This is a genomic window from Sphingomonas sp. Leaf357 (genome assembly GCF_001423845.1).
GTDB lineage: Bacteria > Pseudomonadota > Alphaproteobacteria > Sphingomonadales > Sphingomonadaceae > Sphingomonas.
On sequence record NZ_LMPM01000001.1, the window covers coordinates 1,617,873 to 1,639,370 of the forward strand.

A 21,498-nucleotide genomic window follows, 5' to 3' on the forward strand; every position below is an offset into this window, starting at 1 on the left:
GCAACTCTAGGCTCCCGCGGTCGCAGGGGCACAGTAGGAAGACCCAAGAGATGGCAACCGAAGTAACAGTCCCCGTTCTGGGCGAATCGATCACCGAGGCGACGCTCGGCGAGTGGCTCAAGCAGCCGGGCGACAAGGTCGCGATGGATGAGCCGATCGCGAGCCTCGAGACCGACAAGGTCTCGGTCGAGGTGCCGTCGCCCGTCGCCGGCGTGATGGGCGCGCATGCCGTTCAGGTCGGCGATACGGTGCTGGTCGGCGCGATGATCGCGACGATCGATGCCGGAGACGGCGCGCCCGCGACGGCCGCAGCGCCTCAGCCCGCCGTGACGGAGTCGCCCAAGGCCGCCGAGCCGGCACCGGCCGCGACCGCCGGCCAGCAAGCCCCCGCCGCACCGTCTTCCGCGCCGTCCGACGACGGCCCGGCCGCGCTCAGCCCGTCGGTGCGCCGCGCGGTACTCGAATTCGGCGTCGATCCGGCGACCGTGAAGGGCACCGGCAAGGATGGCCGCATCACCAAGGAAGACGTGACCGCCGCCGCCTCGGCCAAGCCCGCCGCTGCCCCCGCCGCACCCGCCGAGCCGGCCGTAGCGCCTTCGGTCGCCGCCGCTTCGGGTCGAAAGGAGGAGCGGGTGCGCATGACGCGCCTGCGCCAGACGATCGCCAAGCGCCTGAAGGAAGCGCAAAACACCGCCGCGATGCTGACGACGTTCAACGACGTCGACATGACCGCGGTGATCGAGGCGCGCGCCAAGTACAAGGATCTGTTCGAGAAGAAGCATGGCGTCCGCCTCGGCTTCATGGGCTTCTTCGCCAAGGCCGCGTGCATGGCGCTGAAGGACGTGCCGAGCGTCAACGCCTCGATCGAGGGCGATGAGATCGTCTATCACGATTATGCCGATATCTCGGTCGCCGTGTCCGGCGCGGGCGGTCTGGTCGTCCCGGTGGTGCGCGATGCCGACCAGATGTCGGTCGCGCAGATCGAACGCACGATCGGCGATTTCGGCAAGCGCGCCAAGGACGGCACGCTGAAGATGGACGAGATGAAGGGCGGCACCTTCACGATCTCCAACGGCGGCGTGTTCGGATCGCTGATGTCGACCCCGATCATCAACCCGCCGCAGAGCGCCGTGCTCGGCCTGCACCGCATCGAGGACCGCGCCGTGGTGGTGAACGGCCAGATCGTGATCCGCCCGATGATGTACCTCGCGCTCAGCTACGATCACCGCCTGATCGACGGTCGCGAGGCCGTGACGTTCCTGGTCGCGCTGAAGAACGCGATCGAGGATCCGACGCGGATTTTGATCGACCTGTAAGTTCCTTACCGAATACCCATATTCCGTTCGTGCTGAGCTTGTCGAAGCACCGTTCTTTCTCGAACGGAAGAAAAGTGCAGCCCTTCGACAAGCTCAGGGCGAACGGAGTGTGTGATGGCTGACTATGATTTCGACGTTCTGGTGATCGGCTCCGGCCCCGGCGGCTATGTCGCCGCGATTCGGGCGGCGCAGCTCGGGCTGCGCACCGCGTGCGTCGAGAGCCGCGAGACGCTGGGCGGGACGTGCCTCAACGTCGGATGCATTCCGTCCAAGGCGATGCTGCACGCGTCCGAATTGTTCGATCATGCCGCGAACGGCACGATGGCCAAGCTCGGCATCAAGGTCACGCCGGAGCTCGATCTGCCGACGATGCACGGCCAGCGCATCGATGCGGTCAAGCAGCTGACCGGCGGCATCGCGTTCCTGTTCAAGAAGAACAAGGTCGAATGGATCAAGGGCCGCGGAGCGTTCGTCGATGCGCACACCGTGCAGGTCGGTGACAAGACCGTCACCGCCAAGGATATCGTCATCGCCACCGGATCGTCGGTCACGCCGTTGCCCGGCGTCGAGATCGATCAGAAGATCGTGGTCGATTCCACCGGCGCGCTGGAGCTGGAGAAGGTGCCGGAGCACATGGTCGTGATCGGCGGCGGCGTGATCGGCCTCGAACTCGGCAGCGTGTGGCGCCGTCTGGGGGCGAAGGTGACCTGCGTCGAATTCCTCGACCAGATCCTGCCCGGCTTCGATGGCGAGATCCGCAAGGAATCGAACAAGATCTTCAAGAAGCAGGGGATCGAGTTCAAGCTGTCGACCAAGGTGACCGGCGTGGCCGTGAACGGTGACAAGGCCACGCTGACGCTGGAGCCTGCTGCCGGTGGCGAGGCGACCACGCTCGAGGCCGATGTGGTGCTGGTCTCGATCGGCCGCCGCCCGAACACGGATGGCCTCGCGCTCGACAAGGCCGGGCTGTCCACCAACCCGCGCGGTCAGATCGAGATCGATCACGAGTTCCGCACGTCGGTCGACGGCGTGTGGGCGATCGGCGATGTCGTCCCCGGCCCGATGCTGGCGCACAAGGCCGAGGACGAGGGCATCGCGGTGGCCGAGAACATCGCCGGGCTGACCGGCATCGTGAACCACGATATCATCCCCAGCGTCGTATACACTTGGCCCGAGATCGCCGGCGTCGGCCTGACCGAGGAAGCCGCGCGCGAGAAGGGCGAGGTGAAGGTCGGCAAGTTCCCGATGGCCGGCAACAGCCGCGCCAAGACCAATCACGAGCCGGACGGTTTCGTGAAGGTCATCTCGGACGCTAAGACCGATCGCGTACTCGGCGCGTGGATCATCGCCGTGCCTGCCGGCACGATGATCGCCCAGGTCGCGCAAGCGATGGAGTTCGGCGCGACGAGCGAGGACATCGCCTATACGTGCCATGCGCATCCGACGCACAGCGAAGCGATCAAGGAAGCCGCGATGGCGGTGCGGGGCAAGGCCATTCATATCTGATCGCGCCGAGCTTGAGCGAAGCCAACGCTCGACTTTACGCGATGAGATCGGCCGGCGGCGCTTCAGCGCCGACCGACGGCGCGGCCTTTGCCCGCGATGCCGTTGCGGGCGTAGATGGCTGATCGAGCGCAACTCCCACCTCCGTTCGCGCTGAGCTTGTCGAAGCACATGCGCCGAACACGCCCTTCGACAGGCTCAGGGCGAAGGGGGCTGAGGAGATTGATTTAGCCAGAGGTTCTGGCCAGCGCCGTCAATCGCGCCGCCAGGAAATCCACCACGACCCGCACGCGCGGCGTATGACGAAGTCGCTCGTGCGTCAGCAGCCACAATCCCCGCTCTTCGCCGCGCATCGGCGGCAGGCAGCGCAACAGGTCGGGATCGTTGTCCGCCGCAATGCACGGCAGCACCGCGAGCCCGAACCCGGAGCGCACCGCGGCGAGCAGGCCGGTGGCGGAACTGTTGTGCATCGCCACGCCGCCTTCCAGCCCGTTCGTCACCAGCCAGGCGCGATACAATTCCCACAAGAGCCGTTCGCCGCCGCCGATCAGCGGATGCCCGGCCAGCTCGTCGCGGCGCGTCGGGTGGCCGTGTTCGGCGGCATAGGCACGGCTGCAATAGAGCGTCCACGCATCGTCGGCGATGCGTCGCCCGACCAGCCCGCCGCCGGACGGCCGCACGGCATTGCGCAGCGCGACGTCCGCCGCGCCGCTGGCCAGATCGCGGATCGCCTCGCTGGTATCCAGATCGATCCGGATCGACGGATAGGCGGCGTGCAGATCGCGCAGGATCGGCGTCAGGATCGTCACCGCATGGATCTCCTGGCACGTCACGCGCACCGTTCCGCTCACCTCGCGGCCCTGCGCGGCGGCGGTATCGGTCAACGCGTGAATGGAGCGCTCGACCGCCCGGGCATGCGGTAACAGGTCGGCACCGGCTTCGGTCAGCCGATATCCTGCCGGGCTGCGTTCGAACAGGGTCAGCCCCAGCGCGTCCTCCAGCGCTGCCACCCGCCGCGCCGTCGTCGTCTGGCTGACCCGCAACATGCGCCCCGCGGCGAGCGTGCTGCCGCTTTCCGCCACAGCCAGGAAGTGGCGCAGGTCGTTCCAGTCGATCATCCGCGCATTCTGCACTTTTGCATAACGGCAGCGCAACATCGTTGTTCGTCGAACCGGGCGAGCGGGCCTATCTGAGCTCACGCACCGGTGCCGAATCTCACCCATTCGGAGACATGACATGAAGATCGTTTTCACGCTGGCGGCCGTGGTTGCCGGAACCCTCGTCACGCCCGCGTTCGGCCAGGAGATCACGCCGGCACCACGGAGCCAGATCGTCCGCCATGCCGATCTCGATCTGCGCCGGGCGAGCGATATTCGTCGGCTCGATCGCCGCATCGGCATCGCCGTCCGCGCCGCCTGCGGCACGGCATCCGATCTCGATCTGGCGGGGCAGAATGCGGTGACGCGCTGCCGAAAAGACACGGAAGCAATGCTTTCCGCTCGACGGGCTCGGGCGATCGCCACAGCGAAAGGCGATACGAGCATGGCTCTTGCGGAGGTTCAGGACCGGCCATGAGGGCCTGGCAGCCGGAAAAGTATTGCTGCTACATTTCGCGACATTTATTCCCTTGAACCGCGAAATCCGCTCTCCTATATCGGTTTTACAAGGCTCGTGTCCCCCCCTTTCGCGGGCCTTGCGGTACGCTTTCAGCGTACCTCCTCCCTGAACCTTGGCCACCTCGTGCGTAAGCGCGAGGTGGTTTTTTTTGGTTATTCCGCCGCCAGTGTCGCGGGCAGCGCGAGCGCCTCGTCGGCCAGTGCATCGATCATGCGCCGCAGCAACTTCGCCACCGCATCCAGCCCCGGCCCGGGTGCGTCGCGTGCCGCGTCCAGATACAGCGCGCGATCGAATTCCAGCTGCACCGCGTGCACGCCCTTGCCCGGCGCGCCGTGCCGATCGAGGATATGGCCGCCGGCATAGGGCGTGTTGATCGCGCTGCTCAGCCCGGCGCCGCGCGCCTCCGCTTCGAGCCGGTGGACGAACCGCCCCCCGGCCGATTGCCCGAACCGGTCGCCCAGCACGATCTGTGCGCCACTCGCCAGCGACGGCATCGAATGTACGTCGAGCAGCACCGCCACGCCGAACCGGCCCCGCGCCGCCGTCAGTGCGGCTCCCAGCGCGGCATGATAGGGGCGGTGATCCCCGGCAATGCGCGCCATCACCTCCTCGCCATCGAGCTTGCGCCGCCAGATCTCGCCCGCGCTGGCGATGCGTCGTGGGATCAGCCCAAGCCCGCCGCGCACCTTGGCGGATTGCAGCCCCAGCGCGCGCCGGTCCGCGCCGCCGTCGATATGCGGATCTCGCTCGTTCTCGGCCCGGTTGAGGTCGATCCAGGCGCGTGCGCGGCGCTGCACCAGCATCGTCTCGCCGCCGATCGCTGCCAGCGCCAGCGTATCGATATGACGATCCTCCAACGGCCGGAGTGCCTCGACCGGCACGCGCAGCGCCGCCCGGAGCGCCAGCGGATAATCGCGCCCGCCGTGCGGCACGGACAGGATCACCGGGCTGGCCGGTTCGCTTGCGCCGTAAATGTCGAAAGAGGCTGGGGGATGGGAGGCGGGGGGGTGCATCTGCGCTACAGCCTATGCCCGTGGGCGTGCGGCTGCAAATGCTTACGTTGCGGCTGGAAATTCTTAAGGGCTTTGCGCATAAGACACGCACACGAAAAATCGGGTGTCGCATTACATGATCAGGATCCTGCTGGCCGAAGATGACCGCGTTATGCGCGAATATCTGACGCGCGCGCTCGAACGCTCCGGCTATGCGGTCAGCGCGGTGGATCGCGGCACGGCGGCGATTCCGCTGCTCGAGACCGAGCATTTCGATCTGCTGCTCACCGATATCGTCATGCCCGAAATGGACGGCATCGAACTGGCGCAGAAGGCCGGCGAGATGGTGCCCGATCTGCGCGTGATGTTCATCACCGGATTCGCCGCCGTCACGCTGAAGGCCGGCAAGCAGATGCCGCAGGCGCGCGTCCTTTCCAAGCCGTTCCACCTGCGTGATCTGGTGCTGGAGGTGGACCGCATGTTCGAAACGGAGAGCGCCACCGGCGGCCTGTAGAAGGGGCTGGCGATAAAAGCGCATCGCGGCGCGTAACCGCCTTGCGTCCCCGCCAAACCCCGGCTAGAGGCACCCTCCTCGTGGGCGTGTAGCTCAGTGGTAGAGCACTGTGTTGACATCGCAGGGGTCGCAAGTTCAATCCTTGCCACGCCCACCATTAAAAGCCCGCCATCTCTTCGAGATGGCGGGCTTTTTCGTATGATCGCCAATCGTCACTGTGGCGCGGTGCGCTGGGATCGGCGTTCAAGTCTTTGCGTGTGATGTGAAAAAGGTCTGAACCCGCCGGGCCTAGAAAACCGGACCGACCTCTCCGTCGGGCAATTGCACGCCGAGCACCCGCGCGATCGAGGGTGCCACCGCGCGCATGTCGACGATTCCGAGGTCGCGGTGCGCAATACCTGGGCCGGCGACGATCAGCGTCGATCGCATCGCGGGATCGCTCGGCAGATAACCGTGCATCCCCTTGTATGTCGATGGTTTCGAGACGGGGGCGGCGGGATCGCGTCCGGTTTCGAAGCCGGGCTGTAGCGCGATGAAGAAGCTCGCCTCGCTCGCGCCGCCGGCCCTAGCGATCGCGCTGCGGTCGAGAACCTGCGTGATGTGATAGGCCGGGTCGGTCGCCATCGTCCCCAGCACGCCGCGCACCTTCTCCACCAGCGTAGCATCGTCGGGGCGGGCCAGCCGGATTGCCGCGGTGCCGCCGGCCAGCCAGGGCATCGCCTGCCACGCAGTGGGCTTGCCGTCCGGCCCGAGCGTGATGAGGCCGGCGTCGATGAACGGCTTGAACAGGTTGATATCGGTCGCGACCGACTGGAAACCGTGATCGGAGACCAGCACGATCGTCACGTCCGGCATCGCCGCACGGGCGGCCGAGACCAGCTGCCCGACCAGCGAATCGGTCCGCTCGATCGCGGCATTGGCGGCGGCCGAGCCGGGACCGCTGCCATGCTCCTCGTGATCGATCCCGGCGAGATACACCGTCATGAACGCGGGCTTGCGCGTCGCCAGGATCGCGGCGGCGAAGCGGACGCGGTTGGCGTCGCCCTCGACGCTCTCGTCGATCCCCTGCGCATAGGGTTCGCCGACACGCCGCTGCAGATCCGCCAAGAGCCCCGGCGTCGCGAGCGCGGCGAGCAGCTTGGCGTCGTCGGCGGTGCCCGTCCGCCAGATCTGCGGCAGGTTCGCATCCACGTCACGGGCGCCGACGGAGACCGGCCAATGGACGTTGGCGGTCGTCAGCCCCTTGGCGTGCGCCGCCGTCCACAGGGTCGGCACGCACACGTCGCTGGCGTACCAATACCAGCCGGTCTGGTTCTTCGCGTCGGGATCGAAGGTCAAATTGTTCGATATGCCGTGCTTTGCCGGCGAGACCCCGGTGATCAGCGTCGTGTGGCTGGGATAGGTCAGCGTCGGCAGCACGCCGGTCACGCCCCGTGCCGACGCGCCGTGTTCGGCGAGCCCGGACAGCACCGGCATGTTCAGCCCGCGCGCCTTCGCTTCGCGCACGTCGTCGGGCCGCAGCCCGTCGAGCGAGATCAGCAGCACCGGCGAGGCGGAGGCCTCGCCGATCGCCGGTACGCCCGCCACCAGTCCGGCGATCGCAATCGTGATGGCGCGCAGCATGCTCAGAACCCCTTGCGCAGCGTGACGAAGACCTGCCGCGGTGCACCCGCCAGCAGCGTCTGGTTGTCGCCGCTGGCGCCATAGCCGTTCGAACCGATGGTCGAGATGTATGACTTGTCGGTCAGGTTCGTCACGCTGCCCTCGATCGCCAGCCCGCCGAGCGTCGGGAAGCGATAGCCTATGCTGGCATCGACCAGCACGCGCGCGCCGACCGACTGGTCGTTGAGATAAGTGAAATAGCGCTTCGACATATAATCCGCACCGGCGCGCGCGAAGAAGCGTTTGTCGTCATAGACCAGCTCGCCCTTCGCCATGCTCTCGGGCGTATCGACGACGGTCTTGCCCTTCGTCGCGGTCAGCACCGCGCCGGCGACACTGCGCACGTCGTCGCGATAGGTCGCCTTGTTGTAGGAATAGCTGGCGAAGACGGAGAAGGCGCCGGCGATCCGGTAATAGGCCGACAGTTCCGCGCCGTAGCTTCGCACGCTGCCCGCATTGTTCAGCGTGGGCGGGTTGCCGATGATCCCGGCACCGTTGGCGAAGGTGAGCAGGCGGTTGGAGAAATCGACGTAATAGCCGACCGCCGACACTTGCAGCGCGCCGCTGCGCAGGCGGAGGCCACCCTCGACGGTCTTCGACGTTTCGGGCTTCAGCGTCGATCGGATCGCGTTGAAGCCGGCCTGGGTGATCGAGAAGGGGCCGGTGGTCGCCGACGAGACGAAGGCGCGCATATTCTCGGTATAGCTGGCGAACACCTCCGCGCCGCCGTCCAGGCGGTACACCGCGCCGATTTGCGGCAGGAACCAGTCCTTCGCCTCGATCTTGCCCGCGACGAGCGTACCGGTCGTCAGGTTCGCGCTGTTCTGGACCCGCATGCCCTTCCATCCGCCATTGATCGTCAGGTCGCCCAGCGTCAGCGTGTCGGCGACGTAATATTGCAGCGTGAACGTGTCGTACTTGCCGGCCCATTGGGTGAAGAACGGATCCTTCTGATAGGCCAGGGTGTCGCGGTTCGGCGTCGCCGCGTCGGCCATGCCGTAGAAGCGGCGCGCTTGGGTGAAGCTGTTGCTCTCGACCCAGCCGCCGAGTTCGAGGCGGTTGACACCCGTCTCGTACGCGAGCCGGGTAAGGTTGCCCGCGCGATCGATCCCGTATTCGGTGGTGCGGAACGACAGCGGCGATGCCGTCGCGATCGTACCGCCATTACCGTCCGGTGCGCCCGCCGGGGTGCCGACATAGGGCGTGATCCACGATCCCTGGCCCTTGTTCTTGTGGTAATAGCTGGTCGAGGTGAGCGAAAGCTCGGGGGTCAGCGTCGCGTCGAACGTGACCCCGCCGAGCCAGTCTCGGCGCAGGCCGCCAGCGTCGAAATAGACATCGTCGACGGTGCCGATACCGGCCGGGAAGACCACGCCAGCCGTCGGATACGGCCGGGTCGCGGCGCTCGTGGCGTTCTGGTTGGCGTAGACCTTCGCGATCTGCAGCGCGAGCGCGTAATTGTCGCCGATATTGTCATTGGTCAGCCCGCGACGGCGGATGATGTCGTAGCTGAGATCCTGGTAATCGGTCTCGCGCCGATCGGAGAAGTTCAGGAAGGCGGTGATGCTGCCCAGCGCATTGATCTCCTTGACGAGCTTCGCATTCGCCTGATGCTGGCGCTGGTTGCCATAGCCCTTCCACTTGTCGGTCTGGAGGAAGCCGTAGCTGATATAGCCTTTGAGCCCGTCGCCGAGATCGCCGGTGTCGAGGCGGGCGAAGCCGCGATAGGTCCGGTCGCTGCCATAGGTGCCCGAGCCGACCACATCGAACGTGTCCGACGGCGCGCGGCTGACGAACTGGAGCGTACCGCCGAGGTTGCTGGTGGAGGCGGTGCCGATCGCGCCCGCACCCTGCGCGACCGTGGTGGAGGCGAGATTTTCCGAGATGACGGCGCGGCTGACATGCAGCCCGTTGACGTTGCCATAGCTCATGTCGCCCAGCGGCACGCCGTCCAGCGTAAAGCCCAACTGGTTCTGATTGAACCCGCGCAGGCTGATCCGCGTCGACCATTCATACGCGCCGAACGCGTCGGACGACTGGAAATTGACGCCGGGCAGCTTGGCGATGGCCTTTAGCGGCGAGGTGCCGGGTGTGAGACGCTCCATGTCGATCGCGCTGACGGTCTGCACCTGGCGGCTCTGTCCGAAGCCGAGCACGACGATCTCCTCGCTCGTGCCGCCATCGTCCTGCGGGGCGGCGGCAACCGCGATCGGGTCAGGCGTATCCTGCGCCTGCGCGACCTGCACGGAGAGGGCCGCAGGCGCTGCGCCTGCGAGCATCAGAAACTTCGCGATCATGGTGGTGCCCTTTGGTTTTCTCTTACCGGAAAACCTCCCGTGGCCGAGGGCCGTTACGGGCTCGTGACCCATCCGTTACGCAGCCGTGACATCCGGCGAGAAATTACCGGTTCGGCCCGAACGCCCGGGCAAGGTCACGAGGCGAGCCGGCATCGTCACGATGCCCCCCGGTCACATCATCCCGCCGGTCACACCATATGGACGGTCTTGGTGACGAGATGCGCGGCGACGCCTTCGGGGCCATCTTCCGATCCGTGGCCACTATCCTTGATGCCGCCGAACGGGCTGTCGGGCGCGCTGAGCTTCACCGAATTGATCCCGATCATCCCGGCCTCGATCGCGTCGCCGAGCAGGTTCTGCCGCCGGCCATTCTCGGTGAAGCAATAGGCGGCCAGGCCGAATGGCAGTCGGTTGGCCTGCTCGATCGCATCGTCGACCGTCGCGAACGGGCGAAGCAGGGCGACCGGGCCGAACGGCTCCTCGTTCATCGCCCGCGCGTCCAGCGACACATCGGCCAGCACTGTGGGGTTGTAGAAGAAGCCGCTGCCTGCGCCGGCATCCCCGCCGGCCAGCACGCGCGCGCCCCTCGCCCGGGCGTCCTCGACCAGCGCGCCGATCGCCTCGGGCCGGCGGGGATTGGCCATCGGACCCATCTGGCTATCCGCCGCCATGCCGTCGCCGACCTTCAGCGCCCTGGTCCGCTCGGCGAACCCGGCGGCGAAGCGGTCGTAGATCCCCTCCTGCACGTGGAAGCGCGTCGGCGCGACGCAGACCTGCCCGGCATTGCGGAACTTGTGCGCGACGAGCAGGTCCAGCGTCTTGTCCAGATCGCAATCGTCGAACACCAGTACCGGTCCGTGCCCGCCCAGTTCCATGGTCGTCTTCATCATCGTGTCGGCGGCGAGCTTCATCAAATGCTTGCCGACCGGCACCGATCCGGTGAAGCTCAGCTTGCGCGTGATCGGCGAGGCGAGCAGCTGGCGCGAGACCATGTCGGGCACGCCGAACACGCATTGCGCGACCTCGCCGGGCAAGCCGGCATCCTGGAAGCAGCGCATCACCTCGACCGCGGAACCGGCGGTCTCCTCGCTCGGCTTGAGAATGATCGAACAGCCTGCCGCCAGCGCGGGGGCGATCTTGCGCACCACGTTCATGATCGGGAAGTTCCACGCGCAGAAAGCCGCCACCGGCCCGACCGGCTGGTGCAACACCAAGCTGCGGCTGCCCGGCGCGCGCGGCAGGACGCGGCCGTAGATCCGCACCGCTTCCCCTGCGTGGAAATCGAGCAACGCGGCGGCGAACAGCGCCTCGCCCTTGGCCTCGGCCTGGATCTTGCCCTGTTCCAGAGTGGCGACGCGGGCGAGATGATCGGCGCGCTCGCGGATCAGCGCCGCCGTCTTCGTCAGGATCGCCGCGCGCGCTTCGGGCGCGGTCGCGCGCCACAGCAGGAAGCCGCGCTGCGCCGCGTCCAGCGCCGCGTCGAGATCGGCGGCGGTCGCCAGCGGCAACGCCGCCTGCACCGCACCGGTCGCCGGATTGCGCACGTCCTGCGTGTCACGCCCCTCGCCGGTCAGCCAGCTGCCGTCGATATAGAGGCCGAGCTTCGCGTCATATGCCGTCATTGCCACAATCCTTGTAGGTCGCCGGAAGGCCGTTGCCGCAACGGCAATGGCGGCGCAACCCCGCAAATCCGCTGCATCCCGCCGACCGGACGCTCACTCGGCGGCGATGGCATAGCTCGGCTGGCGGACGGGCGGCTTGGGGGCCTCGAGCCCGGTTTCGGCCAGTGCGTTGGCGCGCAATGCTTCGATACCGGGGCCATAGTTGAACAACGGGATCGCATCGCCGCGTGCGCTGCGCATCTCGGCCCGGAGCGCTTCGGTCGCGCGCTCATCCACCGCGCGCTCGGCGATCACCACGCCGTAGGCGCGTGCCCCGTCCACCGTCACCAAGCCCTGGCGCACTTCCTTCGCCACCAAGGCCGGATCACGCTCCAGCGGATCGCCCCAGCCGCCACCGCCCCAGGTGATGAAGTCGAGTTCGTCGCCCGCCTCGACGGTCATGTCCTCGCGCTTGTTGCCGACGATCTCCTCGGTCCCGTCCGCCCGGCGCAGCACCTTGCGCGCCCGTGCGCCCGGCGCGCCGCCATTCACGCCCCAGGGATAGGTCAGCCAGCGATCGTCGTGGATCGCGATCAGCCCGGGTTCGAGGAACTTGTACGTCATCAAAATGCCGTTGCCGCCCCGATGCAGCCCGGCGCCGCCACTGTCCGGCACCGTCTCGTAGCGCTCGATCATCAGCGGGAAATAGCGTTCGAGAAACTCGTTCGGTACGTTGGTGAAATTGGGCCACAGCGAATGCCCGTCGGGTCCGTCGCCCAGCGGCCGGCCGGGGATGCCGCCGAAGCCGATCTGGAACAGCTGGAACCACTCGCCCTTCGCGTCGCGCCCCGAATAGAACAGGTGCGGCGAGGACGAGAAGCCGGCGGCGTTGAGGAATTCCGGCGTCTTCTGTCCCAGCAGCCCGCCGAGGATGTCGAACAACCGCCCCAGCGCATGGGTGCGGCCGGACAGCGCCGCCGGGAAGGCGGGCTTGAGCAGCGACCCCTCAGGGATGCGGATGTCGATCAGGTCGTAATAGCCATCGTTGAACAGGATCTGCGGATCGAACACCATGATCATGTAGATGCCGAAGAACATCCGCATCATGTTCTCGTTGAGCAGGAAGTTGATCGAGCCGTTGGACTGCGGATCGGTGCCGTCGAAATCGAGCACGACGCGCCCGTCCTCGCGCCACATCGTGCACTTGATCTTGTACGGGCCGTAACCCAGCCCGTCGTCGCAGATATAATCCTCGAAGCTGACCGGGGCCTCGCCGATCGCGCTTTCGATCAGCGCCTTCATCGCGCGGTGGTTGCGCGCCAGCAGGTCTTCGCAGGCCGAGACGAATACGTCGTCGCCGAACCGCTCGGCCATCTCGATCACCCGGCGCGAAGCGACGCGGCACGAGGCGATCAGCGCGTTCAGATCGGCCTTGCACCATTCCGGCGATCGCGTCTGGTGCATCACCAGCTTGATCAGATCCTCGTTATAGACGCCCTTCTTCCAGATCTTGACCGGCGGAATGCGCACACCTTCCTGGAAGATGCTCGTCGCATCGATCGGCATCGATCCCGCCACTTTGCCGCCGATGTCGCTCTGGTGCCCGAACATCGACGTGTAGGCGATGATCCGCCCGTCCTTGAACACCGGCAGCAGCACGAGCCAGTCGTTCAGATGGCTGATCGCGCCCTGCACCGAATAGGGATCGCTGAGGAAGATCATGTCGCCTTCCTCGACCGTGCCGTCATAGCCATCGAGGAACGGGCCGATATAGCTGCCGAACTGGCCGACGATCATCCGGCCCTTGTGATCGGCGATCAGCGGGAAAGCGTCGCCCTGTTCGCGGATGCCGGGCGACATCGCCGTGCGCACGAGCGTCGCATCCATCTCGATGCGGGCGTTGCGCAGCGCATTCTCGATGATGTCGAGCGTGACCGGATCGATCGGCACCTGCTTGAACGGCTTGGCGTTGGTCTGGACGATCGTTGCGGGCATCGGTTTCTTCCTGCGTTCCTCCCCGKRMCGGGGAGGATCAAGTCACACCGGCGTGATCAGGATGTTCCCGAACGCATCGACGGTGCCGATGTGGCGGGTCTCGATCAGCGTGGTCGAATCCATTTCGGTGACGATCGCCGGGCCGGGGATGACGTCGCCCGCCTCCAGCTTCGATCGGTCGTAGATCACCGCCGCCTGCTGCGCGCCGTCCATCCAAAGCGTGTGATCGCGCAGTTTGGCCTGCGCGGGATCGCCGTCGCCCCTGGCCAGTTCGAGCGCGGGCAGTTCCAGTGCGCGGCCGGATGCCACCGCACGCAGGTTCACCAGCTCATGTTCGGAATCCATGTTGAAGGTGAACAGCCGCGCATGTTCCTCGTCGAACCGTTGCGTCAGCGCGGAAAGACCTTCGGCTTCCAGCGTCGCGAGGTCGATCGTCATCGGTACTTCGAACGCCTGGCCGGAATAGCGCACGTCGATCTCGAACCCGGTCTCGATCTCCTCCTCGGCCACGCCATCCTGCACCAATTGCGCGCGCACCTGGGCGTCCATCTCGCGCAACAGGGTCAGCACCGCCGCCAGATCGGTTTCGGACAGGCGCTTCGACAGCGAGCGCGCGGTTTCGGTGCGCATCCGAGTCGTGGCATCGCCCAGCGCGCACAGCACGCCGGGGCTGACCGGCGAGACCGCCGGATAGCTGCCCATCAGGCGCGCGACCGCATTCACATGCAACGGGCCAGCGCCGCCGAAGCCCATCAGCGCGAAGTCGCGTGGGTCATAACCCTGCTGCACCGAGATCATGCGCAGCGCGCCGAACATGTTCTCGTTTACGATATCGATGATGCCGCGCGCGGCCTCCATCAGGCCGATGCCGAGCGCATCCGCGATCGTCTGCACCGCTTTGGTCGAGGCCGGGCGATCGAGCTTGAACGCCCCGCCGAGCAGATTTTCCGGCAGATAGCCCAATACGACATTGGCATCGGTCACGGTCGGCAGCGTGCCGCCCTTGCCGTATGCCGCCGGCCCCGGCACCGCGCCCGCGCTCTGCGGGCCGACGCGCAAGGCCTTGGTCAGTTCGGGCACATAGGCGATCGACCCGCCCCCGGCGCCGACCGTCTTCACGTCGAGCGACGAGGCCCGCACCGAGAGATGGCCGACCTCGGTCGTCCGCACGCGGCGCGGCTCGCCATGTTCGATCAAGGCGACATCGGTCGAGGTGCCGCCGACGTCGAGCGTCAGGATGTTCTTGAGGCCCGCATTCTTCGCGACCCACAGGGCGCCGGTGACGCCCCCCGCCGGCCCGGACATCAGCAACCCGACCGGATGCTCCTCGGCCTTCTGGCTCGACATCAGCCCGCCATCGGAGCGCAGCAGTGACAGCCGCCCGGTCATCTCGACCTTGGCCAGCTTGTCGCGCAGATTGCGGACATAGCGCCCGACCAGCGGCCGCACCGCCGCATTGGCGACCGTGGTCAACGTGCGCTCATATTCCTGCATCTCGGGCAGGACGAGATGGCTGAGCGAGATCGGCACGCCGGGCAGGATCTCCGCCGCCAGCGCCGCGACGCGGTCCTCGTGCGTCCCGTTCACATAGGCGTTGATCAGGCTGACGGTCAGCGCCTCGATGCCCTGCGCCTTCAGCGTTTCCAGCGCGGCGCGGATGTCAGCATCGTCGGTCGGCCGCACTTCCTGGCCGGCGGCGTTGATCCGGCCCTTGATCTCGACCGTATCCTCCAGCTTGGCCAGCGGCTCGGGCTTGGGCCACACGATCCAGCCGGCGAGGCCGCCGGGCACGAAGCTGCGCGCGATCTGCATGATCTGGCGATAGCCTTCGGTGGTGACGAGGCCGACGCGCGCCCCCTTGCCCTCCAGCACCGCGTTGGTCGCCACGGTCGTCCCGTGCAGGAAATACGCGATCTCGGTCGGCGACACTCCGGCCGCCGCGCACAGCGCCTCGACACCGGTCAGGATGCCTTCGGAACTTTCGGCCGGCGTGGACGGCGTCTTGTGCCGCCAGAAATCGCCATTGCCCTCATCGAACAGCAGCAGATCGGTAAACGTGCCGCCGACATCGACGCCCAAGCGATACCCCATGTCGTTCAGCCCTTGCTTGCTTGGTCTTTGATCGCGCCGATGAAGCTGATCGGCGGCAATTGCCCCTTGAGGTAGACCGGGTCGCGCGTGCCGCGGACCAAATTGTCCTTGGTGAACCCGGCGTCGAGGAACGCCTGGTCGTAATCGAGGCTCTTGAACCCGGCCGAGAACGGCTCGTTGGCATTGTTACCGAACCAGCTGGTCAGCAGGTTTTCGAACGGATCGGAGGCGTAGGAGGCACCGCCGTCATGGATCGTCACGCCGCCCGGCGCGAGCAGGCGGTTTGCCTCCTTGAACAGGCCGCGGATCACCGGTTGCGGGCATTCGTGCGTGACGAGCATCGACACGACGATGTCGAAATAGCCGTCCGGAAAGTCGGTCGCGGTCGCGTCCTGCTGGCTGAAATGGATCGGAACGCCCATCGATTCCGCGCGGCCATGCGCGTAGCGCACCTGCGGGCCGCCGACGTCGACGCCATAGACCTCGGCATCGGGATAGGCTTCCTTCCACGGAAGGGTCGTGAAGCCGGGGCCGCAGCCCATGTCGAGGATGCGCTTCGGCTTCAGATCGGGAAAGCGTTCCTTGACGAACGCGGCATGCGCCACGCCCAGCCCGTCGTTGCGTGGGCCCAGTCCGCCGAACGAGAACACATGCACGCCGCGATCGTAGAGCGCGCCGGCGAACGTATCGTCCGCGCTCAGTTCGGTGTGGAAATTGCCCGGCATGACGTGGATGTCGACCGCGTCGACATAACGCGGGATCGGCAGGTCGGGATTGGTGCGCAGCGTGCCGAGATCGCCCGGCCTGGGCTTGGCCGCTTCGTCGATCGTGTCGAGTTGCCGTTCGACACTTTCGCCGACCGTATCCCAGAGCAGTTCCTGCGCCGCGCGCCCGATGACGTTGGCGCCGCGATAGTAGAAGCTCTCCTCCATGAGCGCTTTGGCCTCGCGCACGGTGCCCGGCGCGCGGCCATGCCTGGTTTCGAATACGGGGCGCTGACGCTCCTGATAGACGGTGCGCATGCCGGGGAAGAGTTCGACGGTGAACATCTTGCGCAGCGACGAGACGAAGGCATAGCGCGCCGCCTCGTCATGCGTTTCGGATGGCAAGAGGGCGTGGCGTTCCTGGATCACGGTGTGTCTCCTTCAGCGCAGGACGGTGAGGCCCGCGGCTTCCACCGCGGCGACGATGATGGCTTCGTCGACATCGGGCAGCCCGCCCGAAACCGCCGCGGCGCCCACGGTGACGCCGTCCTGTTGGACGACGACGCCGCCGCCGAGCGGCACGAACGCGCCGCCGGTCGCGGCGGTGATCGCGGCGACCGCGCAGGGGTCGGTGAAGATCTTGCTCAGGTGCAGCGACGTGCGGTTGAACCCCAAGGCGGTGCGCGCCTTTCCGGTGGCGGTATCGACGCCGAAGATGCCTTGGCTGTCGCTGCGCATCGCCAGGCGGATATGCCCGCCGGCATCGGTGACGACGACCGACATGACGGTGACGCCGTGCTTCTCGCCCTCGGTGAATGCGGTCTGCGCGATCTGCGTGGCGGTGGCGAGCGCGACCATCAGCCGACCACCTCGGCCAGCGCGGCACCATCGAAGGCCGCCGCATCGCGCTCCTCGGTTATGACGCGCAGCACGCGCTTGAGCATCGCCTGCCGGTTCTCCTCGCGCGCGGCGTGGCGCTCGGGGGTCAGTTCGTACGCCTCGATCGCCGCCGTGGTCACGCTGCCGCCGAGATCGGCGACAGCCTCATGCGTATCGAGCCGGTCGCGCAGCGCCGAGACCTCGGACATCAAAGCGACGAGCATGATCATCACGGCATCGACATCGCCCGGCTGAAGGTAATCGGGCCGGGACTGGCCGCGCGCGAAACGCCGGCGGGGCGTGCGAGGAGTTTCCTGATTCATCGCAGCCGACGCTAGGCCAAGCCGCGTGGGCGACAACCGCCGCTCCCGGGCTAACCGTTATCCGGGGAGGGCCGCACTCTGCGCCACGTCTTGGGATCGTCGGCATCGCCCTTGCCCGACCAGACGGCCCGGTCGGGATAGGGGAAGTGCGGTCGCGTGAAGCGGATCTGGTCGACCGGCCGCGGCCAGATCGGCGCGACATAGGTCACGCCGCGCCAGTCGAAATTATACCCGACCAGCATGTCGGGCGCGTTGCCCTGTTCGACCCAATTCTCGAGCGCGGTCAGGAAATCGATATTGTCCGCGCCGTCGCCGTCGGACGAGCAATGCCGCATCCCCGGCACGGCATAGAAGCGGAAGAATTCCTTCGTCCGGTCATAGCCGCCCATCGTCCGCGCAACGGTCTCGTAGAAATCGACCGTCCCCATGGGGACGATCGAGGTGTCGCTCCATCCCTGATACCCGATGAACTTGCCGCCGGCTGCCTTGAACAGGCGGAAATCGGGATTGTCGGCGCGGTACAATGCTTCGTTGATCTGCAGGCGTTGGGGATCGCGATCGAAATCGAGATCCTTCAGCGTCCAGCTCGGCCCCGGACCGGGATTGAAGCCGATATAGCGGAACACGTTGGCGATGAAGTCGCGGTACTGCGCCTTGCGCGACGGACCATCGATATAATCGCCGATCCAGTTGAGTTCGGATCCCGGCATGACGCCGCCGTAGAAGCCGATCGGCTTGCCCTTGCTGTCATGCGGCCCGGCATACATCCGCCGCGCCGCCTCGGCCTGTTCGGGTGTGAGGCAGGTGCCGGCGGCTTGCCCGGCCTTGCACATGATCGTCTCCGGCCGGAACCGGCACAGCCGCGCGTCGCCGATCACGCCATCCTTGATGCCGTCATTCTTGTCGCAAAGCGCGACCACCGCTGCGTGCAACAACTGCGCCTCCGGCACGCCGAGGATCTCGCTGCCGTCCGCGCGCAGGTTCGCCTTCACCGTCCAGGCGATCTGCACCGCCGAACCGGTTTCGTTGAGCGGCGGCGATCCGCCGACGATCCCGGCAAAGTCCTCCGGGTAGAATTCCGCCTCGTGATAGGCCTGCCGTCCCCCGGTCGAGCAGCCCCAATAATAGCTGAGCCTGGCCGGCTTGCCGTAGAAGGCGGCGACCACGGCCTTGCCGGCGAGCGCGGCGACATGCGTGCTGCGGAAACCGAAATCGCCCTGCAGCTGGATGTTGTTCCACGCCCAGCGCCAGTCGCCGACATTGCCCTGATGCCCCATGTCCGAGCCGAGACAGGCATAGCCGCGCCGGAGCGGATCGTCGCACCAGAACAACTTGGTCGTTCCGCACGCGCCGCCGCAGCCGCCCTGAATGTATTTTCCGTTCCAGCCGGTGGTCGGCATCACGATCTTGAAGCCGATCGTCGGGTTGATGACGCCGTCGATCTGGCAGACCTCCCGCTTGTCGGGGCCGTAGGTGATGATCGCGGCGGAAACGATGCTGGTCGGCGCATCCTGCAGCGTGCCGAAATCGGTCGCGCGGACGGCGGCGCAGGCCTTGGCGGCATCGACCGGGGCTGCGGCGGCCTGAGCCGAAGCGTGGCCACCTGTGATAAGCAAAAGCATCGCGCCAACGATCGTGAACAAGCGAATCATCACGCCTCCGACATTTAAGAACCCGTCACCCCGGACGTGTTCCGGGGTCCACGAGGCCGCAAACCAAAGCTTCTCGATCCTGCGGCGCAGTGGATGCCGGAACGAGTCCGGCATGACGATAATGGCACGCCTAACCTGCATCACCACCGCGTCCACGCGGCATCGCTGATCCGATGCAACCGACATTCGGAGGTCTCTTCCCACCCCCTTCGCAAAGCCCTGCCTTCGCGTATCGTGCGCCTCTGCTCAAGGAGACCTGCATGGCCGCCCGCCCGATCGACGTTCCCGCCACCGCTGCCGGCCCCGTAGCGGCGCTCGATCGACGGACGATGATCGCTTGGGGGATCGGTACGCTCGGCCCGGTGACGGTGTTGACGGCGACCAACGCATTGCTGCTGCGCTTCCTCACCGATTTCTACGGGCTGGCCGCCGGGGTCGCCGCCACGCTGATCGCGGTGTCCAAATTCTACGACGCGTTCGCCGATGTCGCGATGGGCGTGGTCAGCGATCGCACGAAATCGAAGATGGGCCGCCGCCGCCCCTATCTCGTGCTCGGCGCGGTGCTTTTGGCGATCTCGATCGTCGCGATCTTCGCCGCGCCCAGCTTTGCCAGCGAGACGACGCGGCTCGTCTACATGGCGGCGATCCTCGTGTTCTACGCCACCGCCTACACCGTCTTCAACGTGCCCTATATGGCGATGCCGGGCGAGATGACGCGCACCTATCACGAACGCAGCGAACTGATGCGCTGGCGCGTCTATGCCGTCGGCCTGTCGATCATCATCGCGACCGCGCTCGGGCCCAAACTGCTCGACTGGTTCGGGGGCGGGCAGGGCGCCTATGCCAGGATGGCGCTGGTGTTCGCGCCGATCGTGATCGGTGCCGGCATCGTCGCGTTCCTCGGCACCGCGCGTGCGCCCTCCGCCGCGCGGGTGGCGACGCATTATACGATCGGCCAGCAGATCAGATCGGCGGCGGGCAACCGGCCGTTCGTCATCCTCGTGGCGGTCAAGTTCATTACCCTGATGTCGCTCGGCACGCAATCGATCTTCCCGTTCTTCTTCGAACGTATCCTGGGCGTGCCGAACAGCGTGCTCGGCACCTATTTCCTGTGCCAGTCGGCGATGTTCCTCGTCGCGCCCTCGCTCTGGCTGTGGGTGTCGGCGCGGGTCGGCAAGAAGGCGACGTTCCTCGCCGCGCTCGCGATCAGCGTACCGGCCTGGCTAAGCTGGTCGTTGGCGGTGCACGGCGAGGCGCTGGCCTTGGTCTATCTGCGCGGCATCATCATCGGCATCAGCGGCAGCGGCATCATCCTGATGGGCCAGTCAATGCTGCCCGACACGATGGAATATGATTTCCGCAAAACCGGCCTGCGCCGCGAAGGGCTGTTCGCCGCGCTCTACACCACGGTCGAGAAACTGTCCGGCGCGGTCGGCGTCGCGCTGGTCGGCGCGCTGCTCGGGGCGTACGGCTACATCCAATCGCGCGGCGCTACCGTGGTGCAGCCGGAGAGCGCGTTATGGGCGATCCGCGTGACGATGGCCTACGTGCCGACCGCGATCACGCTGGCGGGGATAGCGGCGCTGATCGGGTACAATCTCGACGAGCGCAAACTGACGGCGATGCGGGATGCGCCTGTGGCCTGATCTAGGGCGTCACCCTCACCCTGCCGCGCTTCGCACTCCCTCCCTCTCCCGACGGGAGAGGGAAAAGACGCCGAAGGCGGCGAAGGGTGAGGGTGATATGATCGAACCCGATCCGTCCGCCGGACAAGCCTTAAGAAGCCGGCTTGATCGACAGCGAGATATAACCGCACGGGCCGATCGTCCCGCCATGCCCGATCTTCGCGCCGACATCGTCGAACAGCAGCACGGAGCCCGGCTTCATCGCGGCGCTGAACTTGGCGGTGCGGAAGGTGAAGGATCCGCCGAGCAGCACGAACATCTCCTTGTACGGCGCGGCGTGCATCGGCAGATCGACATCGGCCGCGCCGACCACGATCTCCGCGCTACGATCGGCCTCTTTGGGCAGTTCGATGATGCCCAGCTTCTTGCCGGTCTTGAACAGCGGCACGATCCGCGCGTCGATGCGAAACGGCTCGACCGCCGAATCCCCATCCGGCCCGACGAACACGCGGTAGCCTTCCAGATGATCGAGGTCGGTGGTGAAGGCCGTGGTCGGCGGGCATGCCGGCGCGCGGCTTTTGGCCGCCAGCGCCGCCGGCGCGACGAGCACCGCGCCGAGCGCCGCGAGGGTCAGGCCGGTCTTGGCGATCGTCGTCATGGCATCAGGCTCCTGGCATGGTCGTTGGGGGGGACATAAAAAGGGCCGCCCCGGCAAGCGGCGCGACCC

Annotated in this window: 17 protein-coding genes and 1 tRNA gene; 6 read left to right on the forward strand and 12 right to left on the reverse strand. The window is 66.5% G+C overall.

What is annotated here, in order from left to right:
* Positions 1-50 precede the first annotated feature (50 nt).
* Positions 51-1,316: a 2-oxoglutarate dehydrogenase complex dihydrolipoyllysine-residue succinyltransferase gene (gene odhB / locus ASG11_RS07495; protein ID WP_055777211.1), complete on the forward strand. Its 1,266-nt coding sequence runs from the start codon at positions 51-53 to the stop codon at positions 1,314-1,316.
* Between the two features lie 114 nt (positions 1,317-1,430).
* Positions 1,431-2,822 (forward strand): dihydrolipoyl dehydrogenase, encoded by a 1,392-nt coding sequence (lpdA, locus tag ASG11_RS07500; protein WP_055777214.1) that lies wholly within the window; start codon positions 1,431-1,433, stop codon positions 2,820-2,822.
* A 224-nt stretch (positions 2,823-3,046) separates the two neighbouring features.
* On the opposite strand, the gene ASG11_RS07505 is transcribed toward lpdA, so the two are convergent.
* The gene (locus ASG11_RS07505) at positions 3,047-3,937 is read right to left on the reverse strand and encodes a LysR family transcriptional regulator (protein WP_055780514.1); all 891 of its coding nucleotides are present in this window, start codon (positions 3,935-3,937) and stop codon (positions 3,047-3,049) included.
* Positions 3,938-4,055: 118 nt separating this feature from the next.
* Between ASG11_RS07505 and ASG11_RS07510 the strand changes: the two genes are divergently transcribed.
* The gene (locus ASG11_RS07510; protein ID WP_055777217.1) at positions 4,056-4,394 is read left to right on the forward strand and encodes a UrcA family protein; all 339 of its coding nucleotides are present in this window, start codon (positions 4,056-4,058) and stop codon (positions 4,392-4,394) included.
* Between the two features lie 194 nt (positions 4,395-4,588).
* On the opposite strand, the gene ASG11_RS07515 is transcribed toward ASG11_RS07510, so the two are convergent.
* Positions 4,589-5,449 carry an N-formylglutamate amidohydrolase gene (locus tag ASG11_RS07515; protein ID WP_055777220.1) on the reverse strand — a complete coding sequence of 287 codons (861 nt, stop codon included), beginning with the start codon at positions 5,447-5,449 and terminating at the stop codon, positions 4,589-4,591.
* Positions 5,450-5,564: 115 nt separating this feature from the next.
* On the opposite strand from ASG11_RS07515, the gene cpdR reads away from it, so the two are divergent.
* Both cpdR and ASG11_RS07525 read left to right on the forward strand, forming a co-directional pair.
* Positions 5,565-5,942, forward strand: a complete 378-nt coding sequence (gene cpdR / locus ASG11_RS07520) for a cell cycle two-component system response regulator CpdR (RefSeq protein ID WP_055780516.1) — start codon at positions 5,565-5,567, stop codon at positions 5,940-5,942.
* Positions 5,943-6,024: 82 nt separating this feature from the next.
* Positions 6,025-6,099 (forward strand) — tRNA-Val (locus ASG11_RS07525).
* A gap of 131 nt (positions 6,100-6,230) precedes the next feature.
* On the opposite strand, the gene ASG11_RS07530 is transcribed toward ASG11_RS07525, so the two are convergent.
* From ASG11_RS07530 to ASG11_RS07570, 9 genes are all read right to left on the reverse strand, one after another.
* Positions 6,231-7,565, reverse strand: coding sequence for an alkaline phosphatase family protein (locus ASG11_RS07530; protein ID WP_055777221.1), 1,335 nt, complete (start codon positions 7,563-7,565; stop codon positions 6,231-6,233).
* Between the two features lie 2 nt (positions 7,566-7,567).
* A complete protein-coding gene (locus ASG11_RS07535) occupies positions 7,568-9,901 on the reverse strand; it encodes a TonB-dependent receptor (RefSeq protein WP_236697419.1) in 2,334 nt (777 codons plus the stop codon).
* Between the two features lie 188 nt (positions 9,902-10,089).
* Positions 10,090-11,523 (reverse strand): NAD-dependent succinate-semialdehyde dehydrogenase, encoded by a 1,434-nt coding sequence (locus ASG11_RS07540; protein ID WP_055777224.1) that lies wholly within the window; start codon positions 11,521-11,523, stop codon positions 10,090-10,092.
* Between the two features lie 93 nt (positions 11,524-11,616).
* Positions 11,617-13,497 (reverse strand): hydantoinase B/oxoprolinase family protein, encoded by a 1,881-nt coding sequence (locus ASG11_RS07545; RefSeq protein WP_055777227.1) that lies wholly within the window; start codon positions 13,495-13,497, stop codon positions 11,617-11,619.
* 42 nt (positions 13,498-13,539) lie between these two features.
* Positions 13,540-15,588, reverse strand: coding sequence for a hydantoinase/oxoprolinase family protein (locus tag ASG11_RS07550; RefSeq protein WP_055777230.1), 2,049 nt, complete (start codon positions 15,586-15,588; stop codon positions 13,540-13,542).
* A 5-nt stretch (positions 15,589-15,593) separates the two neighbouring features.
* Entirely contained in the window at positions 15,594-16,721 is a 1,128-nt protein-coding gene (locus ASG11_RS07555; protein ID WP_156363684.1) for a class I SAM-dependent methyltransferase, read from the reverse strand.
* 12 nt (positions 16,722-16,733) lie between these two features.
* Positions 16,734-17,150 (reverse strand): GlcG/HbpS family heme-binding protein, encoded by a 417-nt coding sequence (locus ASG11_RS07560; RefSeq protein WP_055777236.1) that lies wholly within the window; start codon positions 17,148-17,150, stop codon positions 16,734-16,736.
* Entirely contained in the window at positions 17,150-17,494 is a 345-nt protein-coding gene (locus ASG11_RS07565) for a hypothetical protein (protein WP_055777239.1), read from the reverse strand. Before ASG11_RS07565 ends, ASG11_RS07560 begins: the two co-directional genes overlap by 1 nt.
* 50 nt (positions 17,495-17,544) lie before the next feature.
* Positions 17,545-19,146, reverse strand: a complete 1,602-nt coding sequence (locus ASG11_RS07570) for a tannase/feruloyl esterase family alpha/beta hydrolase (RefSeq protein ID WP_055777243.1) — start codon at positions 19,144-19,146, stop codon at positions 17,545-17,547.
* Between the two features lie 260 nt (positions 19,147-19,406).
* On the opposite strand from ASG11_RS07570, the gene ASG11_RS07575 reads away from it, so the two are divergent.
* Entirely contained in the window at positions 19,407-20,792 is a 1,386-nt protein-coding gene (locus ASG11_RS07575; protein WP_055777248.1) for an MFS transporter, read from the forward strand.
* Positions 20,793-20,922: 130 nt separating this feature from the next.
* Here ASG11_RS07575 and ASG11_RS07580 read toward each other — a convergent pair whose 3' ends face one another.
* Positions 20,923-21,429 (reverse strand): hypothetical protein, encoded by a 507-nt coding sequence (locus ASG11_RS07580; RefSeq protein WP_055777251.1) that lies wholly within the window; start codon positions 21,427-21,429, stop codon positions 20,923-20,925.
* Between the last annotated feature and the right edge of the window lie 69 nt (positions 21,430-21,498).

Coding starts and splice junctions, on each gene's coding strand:
- odhB (WP_055777211.1), top strand. CDS start 51: ATGGCAACCGAAGTAACAGTCCCCGTTCTGGGCGAATCGATCACCGAG.
- lpdA (WP_055777214.1), top strand. CDS start 1,431: ATGGCTGACTATGATTTCGACGTTCTGGTGATCGGCTCCGGCCCCGGC.
- ASG11_RS07505 (WP_055780514.1), bottom strand. CDS start 3,937: ATGATCGACTGGAACGACCTGCGCCACTTCCTGGCTGTGGCGGAAAGC.
- ASG11_RS07510 (WP_055777217.1), top strand. CDS start 4,056: ATGAAGATCGTTTTCACGCTGGCGGCCGTGGTTGCCGGAACCCTCGTC.
- ASG11_RS07515 (WP_055777220.1), bottom strand. CDS start 5,449: ATGCACCCCCCCGCCTCCCATCCCCCAGCCTCTTTCGACATTTACGGC.
- cpdR (WP_055780516.1), top strand. CDS start 5,565: ATGATCAGGATCCTGCTGGCCGAAGATGACCGCGTTATGCGCGAATAT.
- ASG11_RS07530 (WP_055777221.1), bottom strand. CDS start 7,565: ATGCTGCGCGCCATCACGATTGCGATCGCCGGACTGGTGGCGGGCGTA.
- ASG11_RS07535 (WP_236697419.1), bottom strand. CDS start 9,901: ATGATCGCGAAGTTTCTGATGCTCGCAGGCGCAGCGCCTGCGGCCCTC.
- ASG11_RS07540 (WP_055777224.1), bottom strand. CDS start 11,523: ATGACGGCATATGACGCGAAGCTCGGCCTCTATATCGACGGCAGCTGG.
- ASG11_RS07545 (WP_055777227.1), bottom strand. CDS start 13,497: ATGCCCGCAACGATCGTCCAGACCAACGCCAAGCCGTTCAAGCAGGTG.
- ASG11_RS07550 (WP_055777230.1), bottom strand. CDS start 15,588: ATGGGGTATCGCTTGGGCGTCGATGTCGGCGGCACGTTTACCGATCTG.
- ASG11_RS07560 (WP_055777236.1), bottom strand. CDS start 17,150: ATGGTCGCGCTCGCCACCGCCACGCAGATCGCGCAGACCGCATTCACC.
- ASG11_RS07565 (WP_055777239.1), bottom strand. CDS start 17,494: ATGAATCAGGAAACTCCTCGCACGCCCCGCCGGCGTTTCGCGCGCGGC.
- ASG11_RS07570 (WP_055777243.1), bottom strand. CDS start 19,146: ATGATTCGCTTGTTCACGATCGTTGGCGCGATGCTTTTGCTTATCACA.
- ASG11_RS07575 (WP_055777248.1), top strand. CDS start 19,407: ATGGCCGCCCGCCCGATCGACGTTCCCGCCACCGCTGCCGGCCCCGTA.
- ASG11_RS07580 (WP_055777251.1), bottom strand. CDS start 21,429: ATGACGACGATCGCCAAGACCGGCCTGACCCTCGCGGCGCTCGGCGCG.